Consider the following 12,459-nt stretch of genomic DNA (forward strand, 5'->3'; position numbering starts at 1 on the left):
CTTCGGCCATCCACCCTACGCACTCAGCCTCCTGACAGGGACTTGCGCTCCGAGTTGCTTGCCAGCCTGATCGTTCCCACGCTACGCACGGGAATGCAGCGAGTAGGACGTAGGGTGGACAACGCGAAGCTTGTCCACCGGCATGTTCGGCTGAACCAGCTGCGTAGAAAGGAATCTGCCGGATGCCTAGGCAAGATGACTGAAGCCTATTGCGCCACAATCTTCACGACTTCAACCACTCCACCAGACAACAGATGACCAGCAAAATCACCATTTCCGCCGCCTGCCTGTTTGATGCCGAAGGCAGGCTCCTGCTCGTTCGCAAGCGTAATACCCTTGCCCTGATGCTGCCCGGCGGCAAGCCGGAACCAGGCGAGGACACCCTCACTGCGCTGCAGCGCGAGTTGGAGGAAGAGCTCAAGCTGCAACTGCCTGCCAGCGCCCTGAGCTCCCTTGGCCGTTTCGAAGCCCAGGCTGCCAATGAACCCGGTTGCCGGGTGGAGGCCAGTCTGTTCAGTGCCCGCCTGCCCCACTCCGTCAGTCCGGCTGCCGAACTGGAGGAGCTGCACTGGCTGGCGCCGGGCGAAACATTGCCTGAAACCCTCGCCCCACTGGTACGCGAACAGGTGTTGCCACTGATCTGGCCCTGAGCCCGGAATGAAAAAAAACCCGCCGGACCGGAGCACCTCCAGCAGCAGACGTTCGTAGGCATCGGGGATGCGCGCACTGCGGTAGGTATCGGAGAAACTCAGCTGCAGCGGGCCGCTGCGCAACTGCATGCCCTTGTCCAGCCCCTGATCCTTGGTCAGCACCTGCAGGGCGATGCCCTCGTCCGGCTGCAGGCGGATGATCAGCTTGTTACCGATCAGCTGGCGTTGCTCCGGAGCGAAGATGTAATGCGGCGGCGCCTTGAAGTGGATGACGATCTGCGAAAGCTTCTGTGGCATGCGCTTGCCGGTGCGCAGGTAGAACGGCACACCGGCCCAGCACCCGTCAGACGCCGGCCTTGGCGTAATCGATGCGGCCGATGGCGGCACTGGAGCGCTGGCGTTCGCGACGGCCATTGCGCACGGCACGCCAGAGCTGGGGCAGCAGGCTGCGCGCTGCCGGGTCGACAGTCGGCCCCTGCAGCACCAGGCGCTCCACCCGCTCGGGGTGGCGCACGGCCAGGGCCGTGAGGATCTGGCAGCCGTAGGAATTGCCGATGAAGGTGGCCTTGTCGATGGCGCAGGCGCTGAGCCAGAGGTCGAGCACATCGGCCAGTTGCTCGACGCTCAGCACGCGCCGTGGCGTGCCCGTCGCGCTCTCGCCGTAGCCCGGCAGGTCCGGCGCCAGCACGCGGTAGCCGTTGTCGGCCAGCGGCTCCATGTAGCGACTGGAGATGACCAGCCCGTGCACCAGCACCACCACCGGTGCATCGGCAGCGCCGACACTGCGGGTGAACAGCCCCCAGGGGCCGGCCTGAACATGATGACCGTCGATGCCCAGGGCGCGACTGGTGTCGCTCAGCGCCGGCGCGCTCGCCAGTTGCCGATAGCGACGCGTGGCTTCGAAGGTGCCGAGCGCGACGGCGATACCGACCAGGGCGCGGATCCAGGTGCGTGATGGCTGATGAGGCATAAGGAATCCGATGACGACGAACCTGTCTCTTTCGAGGTCCGGCGTATCGTCGAAGTGCCACCTATTTTGGTTCTTCGTATTCTCGCGGGGAGGACACGCTTGATACCGGACTGGCAATTACGTGTTAGCTGTCGATGACTTGGCACTATCCCTTAGCGTGTCGTCTGATCTGCTGGGTTTCGCCCCTTACGGGCGACTCACTTTCTTTGCTTGTGCAAAGAAAGTAAGCAAAGAAACACACCCCTGCATCCGAGCTAGGCGCCCCCGCCCTGCTGCGCCGGGGTTCCCTCGCTCCATCACCGCTCCAGGGGCACGACCGGATGCGGCCCACTGACGAAGGGCCATCCCTGGCCCATCGCAGCTCTCGCGACATCCATGTCGCTCAACCCCTTCCACGGTGATTCCACTCGGCCTCCTGAAGGGGACTTGGGCGTCGTCTGTTCCATCGCAGTTGAAGAGCAAAGGCAAAAGCCAGACACCGCCAATTTCAACTTCGCAAAGATTATGCAAGCTCGCGCCTCGGTCCCGTCAGGAGGCCGAAACGTAGCGCAGCGGAGTGACAGCCGCAGGCAGGCCCGAAGGGTGAGCGCAGCGAATCAAGGTGTGGCGCCTGTAAGGGGCGCAACCCAAAACGTTCAACCGACGCGGTAGTGTAGGGTGCTAAGCCAGTAAGCGATACGCACACAAACTTGCCAGTCCGGGGTCAACCCGCACTTTCCCCTGAACCCGCGAAGCCCACCTTTTTGGGCTCGGCAGCGTAGAGGCAGCCGCCAGCGCCGGCTCGGTACGCCACACGCCGTGATCAGCCGTAGATCGCCGGCTCGCGGTAATGCCGCGGGCAGGCCTGGCCGTCGGCGCGGAACAGGTGGCATTTGTTGGCCATCAGCCCGGCGGCGAAGGTCTCGCCCACCGCCACGCGGCGGTCGCCATCCGCGCGCAGGGTGATGATGTCCTCCACCCCTTCCAGGCTCAGGTAGATCAGGTTGTGGTCGCCCAGGCGCTCGGCCACGCTGATCTGCCCGTAGAAGGCGAAGTCGGCCTGCTCGGCGGCGACGAAGTGCTCCGGGCGCACGCCCAGGGTCAACTCCTCGCCGGGCTCGACGCCGGTGCCGTCGACCAGCACTTGCATGCGGTAGCCGCCGGGCATCTCGATCTCCACCGCCTCGCTGCTGGCGCTGAGCGCGCGCACCTGGAGGAAGTTCATCTGCGGCGAGCCGAGGAAGCCGGCGACGAAGCGGTTGCGCGGGTAGTGGTAGAGCTCCAGCGGCGCACCGACCTGGGCGATGCGCCCGGCCTCGAGCACGACGATCTTGTCGGCCATGGTCATGGCTTCGACCTGGTCGTGGGTGACGTAGATCATGGTGGACTTCAGGCGCTGGTGCAGGCGCGAGATCTCGATGCGCATCTGCACGCGCAGGAAGGCATCGAGGTTCGACAGCGGCTCGTCGAACAGGAACACCTTGGGCTCGCGCACCAGGGTACGGCCGATGGCCACACGCTGACGCTGGCCGCCGGAAAGGTCCTTGGGCTTGCGTTCGAGCAGCGCATCGAGTTGCAGGATGCGCGAAACCTCCTCCACCTTGCTGCGGACCTGCGCCTTGCCAATCTTCGCCAGCTTGAGGCCGAAGGCCATGTTCTCCGCCACCGTCATGTGCGGGTAGAGGGCGTAGGACTGGAACACCATGCCCACCGAGCGATCCTTGGGCGGCAGGTCGTTGACCCGCTGACCGTCGATCAGCAGCTCGCCGGAGCTGATCTCCTCCAGCCCGGCGATCAGCCGCAACAGGGTGGACTTGCCGCAGCCGGACGGCCCGACGAAAACCACGAATTCGCCGTCCTCGATGTCCAGGTCGATGTTGCGGGTGATGGCGGTGCCGTCGTAGTGCTTGCAGATGTTGCGCAGGGTAACGCTGGCCATGGGATACCTCTCGAACGGGGCCGGGAACCTATGGATTGGGCCCGGCCGGAAAGCTTAAGAACCTGCAGGAGCCGGACAGGCTCCTGCAAACGCAAGGGGCCTAGTGTCGCGACAACCATGAGATGTCGATCGCTGTAGGGTGGGTTAGCGGCGCCAACCGCCGAACGCCCGGACACTCCCAGGGTGGCGCGCCGCGTAACCCACCAAGCGATTGACCGCGTTGCGCCAATGGTGGGTTACGCCGCGTCACTTATGCGCTGATGCCGGTTAATGGCGGTATGCGGCTAACCCACCCTACGGGGGATCGCAGTAGCTGGGTAAGACCGCGATCAACCAACACTTCATGCATGTCGCGGCACTAGCCCAGCAGCCGGGCGAAGCCGAACCCATGGGCCGGCAAGTGTACCCAACTACCGAGGAACTCGGCCGTGCTGGACGGCACGCCCTCCAGCGGCTCGACCATCAGCGGCAGGTCGTAGCGGCGCTCGCGGTCGCCCAGATTGAACAGGCACAGCCAGGCCTGCTCGCCCAGACGCCGTTCGAACACCAGCAGGTCGTCGTCGTGGTAGCGCACCTGGATATCGCCGTCGATCAGCAGCGGCTGCTCCTGGCGCCAGGCGAGAAAGCGCCGGTAGCTGTTGAGCATCGAGGCCGCGTCGGCCTCCTGCACGTCCACCGCCAGGGCGCGGTGGCGTTCGTCCAGCGGCAGCCAGGGCCGCTCACTGGAGAAGCCGGCATGGACGCCGTCGCGTACCCAGGGCATCGGCGTGCGGCAGCCGTCGCGCCCCTTGAACTCGGGCCAAAAGGTGATGCCGTAGGGGTCGACCAGATCCTCGTAAGCCAGCTCGGCCTCCGGCAGGCCCAGCTCCTCGCCCTGGTACAGACACACGCTGCCGCGCAGCGACAGCAGCAGCGCCATCAGCAGGCGACCGCGCGCCGGGCTCTCTTCGCCGGCCAGGGCCCAGCGGCTCATCACCCGCACCACATCGTGGTTGCCCACCGACCAGCAGGGCCAGCCGTCGCTGAGTTCGCGCTCGATGCTCTCGATGGTGTGGCGGATGAACGCCGGGCTGCACTGCGCGGTGAGCAGGTCGAAGGAATAGGCCATGTGCAGGGTATCGCCGCCACTGGTGTAGGCGGCCATGGTACGGAGCGAATCGTCGCAGCCGATCTCCGCCACCGTGGCGGTGCCGGGGTAGCGCTCCAGGAGCGCACGCAGGCGGCGCAGGAAGTCGAGGTTCTGCGGCTGGGTCTTGTCGTAGAGGTGGCGCTGGTAGGCGTAGGGGTTGTCGACGCGCACACCGATGCCGCCCTCGCGGATGTCCAGGTTCGGCGGGTTGTTGCGCAGCGCCTGGTCGTGAAAGTAGAAGTTGGCAGCGTCCAGGCGGAAGCCATCGACGCCCAGCTGCAGCCAGAACTCCATGTCGTCGAGCAACTGCTGCTGCACCGCCTCGCAGTGGAAGTTGAGGTCCGGCTGGCTGGCCAGGAAGTTGTGCAGGTAGTACTGCTTGCGCCGGCCCTCCCAGGTCCAGGCCGAACCGCCGAATACCGACAGCCAGTTGTTCGGCGGCGTGCCGTCCGGGTTGGGGTCGGCCCAGACGAACCAGTCGGCCTTGTCGTTGCTGCGGCTCGAACGGCTCTCGGCGAACCAGGGATGCTGGTCGGAGCAGTGGTTGAGCACCTGGTCGATGATGATGCGCAGGCCGCGCTCGTGGGCGGCCGCCACCAGGGCACGGAAGTCGTCGAGGGTGCCGAACAGCGGATCGACGCCACGGTAGTCGGAGACGTCGTAACCGAAATCCTTCATCGGCGAGGTGAAGAACGGCGACAGCCAGATGGCGTCGACGTTGAGGCTGGCGATGTAGTCGAGCTTGGCGATTACGCCGGGCAGGTCGCCGACGCCGTCGTCGTTGCTGTCGAGAAAACTGCGTGGGTAGACCTGGTAGATGACGCCGCCGCGCCACCAGTCCTTGCGAATAACAGCCATACAGCAAGCCTTTTGTTGTTCGTGATGACAGCTCCACTCTAGGCAAGAGGGCAAGGCGTCACATCCTCCCCGCCGGGGTTTTCGACGGCGTAGCTGGTGGCGGGCAAGGGGGAGGAGTTTTGGGGGTGGGGATCGTGCGCGCGAAGCCGGGCCGTAGGGTGCGCTGTGCGCACCAACCCGCGCCTATCGAGGCATCAACATATTCGTCAGACACCCGACCCCGCAGCGGTGCGCACGGCGCACCCTACGGTTGGGTATCCCCCTACTCCCCCTGGATCTTGCTCAACAGGCTGCGCGCCAGCTGCACCGCTTCGCTGCGCTGGGTGATGGCGAGCTTCTGGTAGATGCTGCGGATATGCGTCTTGATGGTGGTCGGGGCGACGTTGAGGTGTTCGGAGATCTGCTCGTTGGACAGCCCGGCGTGAATCAGGCTGAGCACCTGCCATTCGCGCCGGGTCAACGGCGAATGGCGGATCAGCTCGGGCACGTCGGGGCGGTTGATGATGTCCTGAATCACCGCCTCGTCCAGGGTGATGCGGATCGCCCGGCTGAAGTCGCGCTGCTGCTGGGCCAGCTGGATCAGGCGCTCGGCGCGCTGGTGTTCCAGCTCGTCGAGGCGACGCTCGTGCTGCAGTGCCTTGAGCATGGCGATCAGCGGCTTGCCCAGGCGCAGGAAGCTGCCGATGGCGCCGGTACCGCTGGCCAGGGTCAGCGCCTGGTGCAGATGGTCGAGGCTGCTCTGGCGTTCCTCGCGCTGCCAGTAGGCCAGCGCCTGGAGGATATGGTTGCGGTTCTGGTCCATCACCAGCTGGTGGCGCTCGGCATCGAGCTGTAGCTGACGCAGGATCGGTAGCGCGCGGTCGCCCTGGTTCAGCGCCAGGTAGGCGCGCACATGGTTGCGCGCGTTGCCCTGGGCGAAGTGGTTGGCCCCCGGCTTGAGCGGCGGCGCGGTGGCAAGCCACTGGCGGATGCTGTCCTTGTCCTGGGTCGAGTCCCAGTAGGTGAGCATCACCGCGTGGGCGTTGGCCTGCCAGTCGATGTGGTAGTCGTCGCCGGCCAGCAGCGTCTTGAGCCGGCCGATGTAGTCGGCACACTGGTTCTGCTGGCCGCGCGCATGGGCAACGCGGGCGAGCAGCACGTAGCACTGCAGGAACCAGTGGTCGCCCACCGTATCGAGTATCTCCAGCCCCTGCAGGGCGCACTGTTCGGCGGCATCGAGGTGGTGCCACTCCAGCAGCACCTGGCCGCGCACGCGGTGGATGAATTCCATGATCGGGGTGACCGGCAGCTTTTCCTGCTCGATGTACTGCAGCGCCCGCTCCTGCAGGTTGTAGGCCTTCTGCAGGTGGCCCTGGGCGACGGCGATCTCCGACAGCTGGCCGAGGCTCCACAGCACCGGGTGCGAGGCGTTGATCTGCTGCGCGCGGCGCACGTTTTCCTCGTGCTGATGCTGGGCCTTGGCCAGATCGCCCTGGACGAAGTGCGACTCGGCCAGCACCGACAGCGCCGCGACGCGGGAGGTGCGCATGGTCAGCGGCTCGAGCGCCAGTGCCTGGCGGGCGAAGGCCATGGCACGCTGCTGGTCGCCCTGGTTGATCGCCACCTGGGCGCGCACCGCCTGGTATTCGGCCTCGATGCGCTGCCACTGCTCGGCACTGAACTGCTCGCGCTGCACCGCCTCGCCGGCCTGCAGCCAGCGTTCGACCTGATCGCTCTGGTACTGGTTCTGCGAGGCCCAGGCCTGCAACAGGGTGAACAGCGGCGACTCGGCCACACGGCTCTCCGGCAGCACGGCCAGGCAGCGCTGCAGCAGCTCCAGACGCCCCTGGCGATAGAAGTGACGGCCGTGGGTCTCGAGAATCTGCGCCACTCGCTGCGGATCATGCGCCAGCAGCGCATGGCGGGCGGCCTCCTCGGCCATCTTCTCCTCGAGCAGCGCCTCGGCGGCGCGCAGGTGCAGTTCGCCCATGCGCTGCGGATGATGGGTGGACAGCTCGTTGCGCAGGAAGCTGGCGAACAGCGGGTGGTAGGCGAACCACTGACGCAACGGATCCACCGCCTGGATAAACAGGCCGCTGCGTTCGAGGTTTTCCAGCATCTCGCGGCCGTTGCAGCTGTCGGTCAGGCGGTCGGCCAGCGGCGCGCTGAAGCGCTCGAGCAGGCATGTGGACTGCAGAAAATCCTGGGTGGCGCCGTCCAGGCCGTAGAGCACCTGCTCACGGAAATAGTCGCGCACGTAAGGATGGCCGAGTTGCAGCGCCTCGAGAAACAGGTCCATGCCGCGCCCGGTCTGCACCTCCTGCAGGGTCAGCTGCAGCGCGCAGGGCCAGCCGCCGATGCGCCGGTTGAGGCGCTCGACCTGCTCGCGGTTGATGGCGATCGGCAAGCCCAGATCCAGTAGCGCCTGCACTTCGTCCAGCTCGAAGGCCAGGTGGCTGGCGTCCAGCGCCAGCAGCTGACGCTTGACCCGCAGCTCGGCCACGCCCAGGTCCGGCAGGCCGCGGCTGCACACCAACAGGGTCAGCCAGGGCGGCGTGTTGCGCAGGAAGAAGCGCAGCGCGGCGATCACCTCGCGGTTGCGCAGCGCCTCGAACTCGTCGAGCACCAGCAACAGCGGCGGATGCTCGGCCGGCAGTTCGGCGAGCAGGCGGGTGAGCAGACCGTCGAGGCCGTCGTCGCCCTGCTCGGCGCGATTGACGCACTGCGGACAACCGCCCTCGAGCTGGCGATGCAGGGCATTGAGCAGGTAGCGGCCGAACTGCCGCGGGCTGTTGTCGTTGCCGTCGAGATTGAGCCAGGCCACGGCGCCGGCAAAGGCTGCGGCCCACTGGCTGGCCAGCACGGTCTTGCCGAAGCCGCTGGGCGCCTGCAGCACGGCCAGGCGCACCTGGGGCAGGCGCTGCAGCCACTCGTCGAAGCGCGGCCGCGGCAGCAGGCCGGGATGAATGGACGGCGCGGCCAGCTTGGCCGGTATCAAAGGCAGTGGCGGACGGGCCGCTGTGGTCATGATCCTCTCCCGTTATTTATCGTTGTCCGGGTTTTGGCGAATCTTACATCGGTATCGGGTGGCGGGTTTCAACCGCCCTGCGGCTGATCACGCCTAACCCGTAGGGTGTCGCGGGGCCGCCTAGGCCGTGCGCACCAAATCGTGGCTACCCCTTAACGCCCCCCGCGGTCAGCCCACCGACTATCCACTTCTGGCAATAGAGGAATACCAGGGTGATCGGCAGACCGGAGAGCACGGCGGCGGCGGCGAAGTCGCCCCACAGGTAGTTCTGCTCGTACAGGTACTGCTGCGCGCCGACCGACAGGGTCAGCTTGTCCACGTCCAGCAGCAGCACCGAGGCCATGGGGTATTCGGTGATGCTGGTGATGAAGGCGAGGATGAACACCACGGCGAGGATCGGCACGCTCATCGGCAGCAGGATGTGCACGAAGGCCTGCCAGGTGGTGGCGCCGTCGACGATGGCGGCCTCCTCCAGCGAGGCGTCGATGCTTTCGAAGTAGCCCTTGATGGTCCAGATATGCAGGGCCATGCCGCCGAGCGAGGCGACGATCACCGCGCCGTGGCTGTTCACCCCGAGCCAGCCGGCGTGCTTGCCGAGCTGGTCGAACAGGGCGTAGATGGCCACCAGCGACAGCACCGGCGGGAACATCTGGAAGATCAACATGCCCTTGAGGATCGGCCCCTTGCCGGCGAAGCGCATACGGGCGAAGGCATAGGCGCTAGTGGTCGACAGCAGCAGGATCAGCGCCGAGCTGATGAAGGCGATCTTCACCGAGTTCCACAGCCAGGTCAGCACCGGGAACGGCGGCTGGGTCACCGAGCCATCGGCATGCTGGTAGGGAATGCCAAGGGCCAGCGACCAGTGCTCCAGGGTCGGGTTGTCCGGCAGCAGGCTGCCGGTGGCGAAGTTGCCTTCGCGGAAGCTGATCGACACCACCATCAGCAGCGGGAAGACGATCAGCGCGATGAAGCCGAGCAGACCTGCATGGGTCAGCCACAGGCGGTATTTCACGGATTTCGGTTGCACCATCGCCATGGCGGGTTCCTCAGACTTTGACTTTCGACAGTTTCAGGTTGAGCCAGGCCAGCGCGCCCACCACCAGGAAGATCAGCGTGGCGATGGCCGCCGCCAGGGCGAAGTTCTGCCCCGAGTCCTGGAAGGCGATGCGGTAGGTGTAGCTCACCAGCAGATCGGTGGTGCCGGCCGGGGTGGTGGCGCCGATGATGTCCGGGCCGCCGCGGGTCAGCAGGGTGATCAGCACGAAGTTGTTGAAGTTGAAGGCGAAGCTGGCGATCAAAAGCGGCGCCAGCGGCTTGATCAGAAGCGGCAGGGTGATCTTCAGCAGGTTGTCCAGGGGCGTGGCGCCATCCATCGCCGAGGCCTCGTAGAGGTCGCGCGGAATGGCCTGCAGCAGGCCCATGCACAGCAGCAGCATGTAGGGGTAACCCAGCCAGGTGTTGACCATCAGGATCATCGAGCGGGCCAGGGTCGGGTCGCTGAACCAGTCCGGGCGGATGCCGAACAGGCCGTTGAGCAACAGGTTGATCTCACCGAAGTTCTGGTTGAACAGGCCGCGGAACACCAGGATGGAGATAAAGGCCGGCACCGCGTAGGGCAGGATCAGCATCAGCCGGTAGAACGCCTTGCCGCGCACCAGATCCCACTGCAGCAGGCTGGCCAGGACCAGGCCGACGGCCAGGGTGAAGAGCACGGTGAGGCCGGCGAAGGCCACGGTCCAGACGAAGATCTCGAGGAAGGGCCCGCGGATGCTCGGGTCGGTCAGTACCCGGGTGAAGTTGCTGGTGCCGGCGAACACGGTGAAGCCCGGCGCCACCTTGTTGCCGTGGCTGTCGAGGTAGAAGCCGGTGGTATGGTCGGGCTCCAGGCGCTCGTTGCTACGCGTGTTGAGCAGGTCGCCGTTTTCCAGCAGGCGGTACAGCGGCTTGACCGCCGCCACCTCGCGCAGGCCGTACAGACGCAGCAGCTCGCCGTCGCTGCCGCGCAGCACCCACTGCTCCAGCTCGGCGCGGCGCTGGATCACCTCGCGCAGCGCCAGTGCCTCGCCCAGCTCGCCGGGTTCGCGTTCGGCCCTGAGCGCCAGCGGCTCGCCGGCCGCGTCGCCGGTCGCATCCCCAACGAGAGGCGGCGAGACGAACGCGCCGCGCTCGCCCTTGTCGACGCGCAAACGCAGCTCGCCGGCCTCATCGCGGTGCAGGCTGAAGGCGTAGCGCTCGCCGGCCAGGTAGGTCTGGCGCAGGTGATAGCGCTGCACCTGCTCGAAGCTCAGCAGATTGCTGCCGCTGTAGTTGGTGAAGCCGATGCCCACGGTGTACAGCAGCGGAAAGATGACGAACACCAGCATGCCCGCCAACGCCGGGTAGATGTAGCGATGGGCGTAGGTGCGGCGGCTGATGAACACGTAGCTGGCGATGCCGGTGACCACCAGGCCGAGCAGGGCGAAGGCCAGTTGCTGCTGGGCATAGAGCGCCAGCACCAGGTACAGCGCCAGGGCGTTGAACAGGCCCCACAGGCTCCAACGCAGGCCGGCACGCAGGGATGGCAGGGAAAACAGTTTCATGGGCGTACTGGCCACGGCGGCGGAAAGATTGACGACGGACATCAGGTTTATAGCCTCGGAGCGGGGCCGCCGCGACGCCAGGCGTCGACGGCGGCCGGATTTCACTTGGCGATGCGCTTGGCGGCGTCGTCCAGCGCGGCGTCCACGGTCTGCCGACCGGAGGTGATGTTGCTCAGCGCCGGCGCCATGGCCGACCAGAAGGCGCCCATCTCCGGCACGTTGGGCATCGGCTGGCCGAGCTGGGCGTTGTCGAAGGTGGCCTTGATCAACGGGTCGCTGGCCAGCTCGGCCATATAGGCCTTGTTCGGCACGGCGCCGAGCGGCACGTCGGCGCTCACGGTCTTGAGCCCCTCGACCTGCAGCAGGTAGTTCTCGAGGAACTCCACGGCCAGCGCCTGGTTGGGGCTGGCGGCGTTCAGCGCGGCGGCCATCACCCCGCTGAAGGGTCGGCTCGGCGCGTCGCCGACCGCGGGAATCGGCGCCACGCCGAAATCGATGCCGCTCTTCTTGGCGTTGGCCCAGGCCCAGGGGCCGCTGATGAACATGGCCGACTCGCCCTTGTTGAAGGCGGCCTCGGCGACGCTGTAGTCGGCGCCCTTGGGCATCACCCCGGCGTCGATCAGCGCCTTGAGGGTCTGCGCGCCCTGCTTGGCGCCGGCGTTGTTGACCCCGGTGCGACTGGTGTCGTAGCCGCCCTCGGCGGCGGCGAAGGCATAGCCGCCGTTGGCGGCCAGCAGCGGCCAGGTGAAGTAGGTGTTGTTGTAGTCCCAGAGGATGGCGCGCTTGCCGGACTTGGCCAGCTCGGCGTTGAGCGCCAGCACCTCGTCGAAGCTGGCCGGCGGGGTCGGCACCAGCGCCTTGTTGTAGAGCAGGCCGATGGCCTCGACCGCCATCGGGTAGCCCCACAGCTTGCCGCCGTAGGTCACCGCCTCCCAGGCGAAGTCCTCGATCTCGCCTTGGACCTTGGCGCTGGGGGTGATCGGCGAGATCAGCCCGCTCTGCGCCCATTCGCCGAGGCGGTCGTGGGCCCAGATGAAGATGTCCGGGCCGTTGCCGGTGGCGGCGGCCTGCTGGAACTTGTCGGTGGCACTGTCCGGATGGGCCACCTCGACGGCGATGCCGGTGTCGGCGGTGAAGCGCTCGCCGACCTTGGCCAGACCCTTGTAACCCTTGTCGCCGTTGATCCAGATGACCAGCTTGCCCTCCTCGATGGCGGCCTGGGCCGGCAGGGAATGGCTCAGGGTGGCGGCGAGGCCGATGGCGACTGCGCTGAGCAGCGTCTTGTTCATGTCTTGTTGTCCTCGTGGCTTCTTGTTTTTGATCCACAACCGCGGCGAGCCGGTGAGCG

The 12,459-nt window shown here is 66.3% G+C and carries 8 protein-coding genes and 1 pseudogene; 1 reads left to right on the forward strand and 8 read right to left on the reverse strand.

Features of this window, described 5'->3' with window-relative positions; all coding sequences use genetic code 11:
* The first annotated feature begins 254 nt into the window (after positions 1-254).
* A complete protein-coding gene (locus tag NCCP436_RS14690; protein WP_220804750.1) occupies positions 255-650 on the forward strand; it encodes an NUDIX domain-containing protein in 396 nt (131 codons plus the stop codon).
* A 29-nt stretch (positions 651-679) separates the two neighbouring features.
* Here the strand turns inward: NCCP436_RS14690 and NCCP436_RS14695 are convergent.
* From NCCP436_RS14695 to malE, 8 genes and pseudogenes are all read right to left on the reverse strand, one after another.
* Positions 680-986 (reverse strand): annotated as a pseudogene (locus NCCP436_RS14695) (glucose-6-phosphate dehydrogenase); the annotation flags it as partial.
* A gap of 7 nt (positions 987-993) precedes the next feature.
* Complete coding sequence (locus NCCP436_RS14700) at positions 994-1,620, reverse strand: alpha/beta fold hydrolase (protein ID WP_259651504.1); 627 nt, start codon at positions 1,618-1,620, stop codon at positions 994-996.
* A gap of 802 nt (positions 1,621-2,422) precedes the next feature.
* A complete protein-coding gene (gene malK, locus NCCP436_RS14705) occupies positions 2,423-3,538 on the reverse strand; it encodes a maltose/maltodextrin ABC transporter ATP-binding protein MalK (protein ID WP_220804732.1) in 1,116 nt (371 codons plus the stop codon).
* 358 nt (positions 3,539-3,896) lie between these two features.
* On the reverse strand, positions 3,897-5,525 hold the full coding sequence (locus NCCP436_RS14710) for an alpha-glucosidase (protein WP_220804733.1): 1,629 nt from the start codon (positions 5,523-5,525) through the stop codon (positions 3,897-3,899).
* Positions 5,526-5,787: 262 nt separating this feature from the next.
* Positions 5,788-8,532 carry an HTH-type transcriptional regulator MalT gene (gene malT, locus NCCP436_RS14715; protein WP_220804734.1) on the reverse strand — a complete coding sequence of 915 codons (2,745 nt, stop codon included), beginning with the start codon at positions 8,530-8,532 and terminating at the stop codon, positions 5,788-5,790.
* Between the two features lie 145 nt (positions 8,533-8,677).
* A complete protein-coding gene (gene malG, locus NCCP436_RS14720) occupies positions 8,678-9,568 on the reverse strand; it encodes a maltose ABC transporter permease MalG (protein WP_075748848.1) in 891 nt (296 codons plus the stop codon).
* A 10-nt stretch (positions 9,569-9,578) separates the two neighbouring features.
* On the reverse strand, positions 9,579-11,111 hold the full coding sequence (gene malF, locus NCCP436_RS14725) for a maltose ABC transporter permease MalF (RefSeq protein WP_375709499.1): 1,533 nt from the start codon (positions 11,109-11,111) through the stop codon (positions 9,579-9,581).
* 101 nt (positions 11,112-11,212) lie between these two features.
* Positions 11,213-12,400: a maltose/maltodextrin ABC transporter substrate-binding protein MalE gene (gene malE / locus NCCP436_RS14730; protein WP_125881655.1), complete on the reverse strand. Its 1,188-nt coding sequence runs from the start codon at positions 12,398-12,400 to the stop codon at positions 11,213-11,215.
* Positions 12,401-12,459 lie beyond the last annotated feature (59 nt).

It is taken from the genome of Pseudomonas sp. NCCP-436 (assembly GCF_019656335.1).
Classification (GTDB): Bacteria; Pseudomonadota; Gammaproteobacteria; order Pseudomonadales; family Pseudomonadaceae; genus Aquipseudomonas.

Excerpts from the sequence above, each read along its gene's own strand:
- NCCP436_RS14690 (WP_220804750.1), top strand. The coding sequence starts at position 255 with ATGACCAGCAAAATCACCATTTCCGCCGCCTGCCTGTTTGATGCCGAA.
- NCCP436_RS14700 (WP_259651504.1), bottom strand. The coding sequence starts at position 1,620 with ATGCCTCATCAGCCATCACGCACCTGGATCCGCGCCCTGGTCGGTATC.
- malK (WP_220804732.1), bottom strand. The coding sequence starts at position 3,538 with ATGGCCAGCGTTACCCTGCGCAACATCTGCAAGCACTACGACGGCACC.
- NCCP436_RS14710 (WP_220804733.1), bottom strand. The coding sequence starts at position 5,525 with ATGGCTGTTATTCGCAAGGACTGGTGGCGCGGCGGCGTCATCTACCAG.
- malT (WP_220804734.1), bottom strand. The coding sequence starts at position 8,532 with ATGACCACAGCGGCCCGTCCGCCACTGCCTTTGATACCGGCCAAGCTG.
- malG (WP_075748848.1), bottom strand. The coding sequence starts at position 9,568 with ATGGCGATGGTGCAACCGAAATCCGTGAAATACCGCCTGTGGCTGACC.
- malF (WP_375709499.1), bottom strand. The coding sequence starts at position 11,111 with ATGAAACTGTTTTCCCTGCCATCCCTGCGTGCCGGCCTGCGTTGGAGC.
- malE (WP_125881655.1), bottom strand. The coding sequence starts at position 12,400 with ATGAACAAGACGCTGCTCAGCGCAGTCGCCATCGGCCTCGCCGCCACC.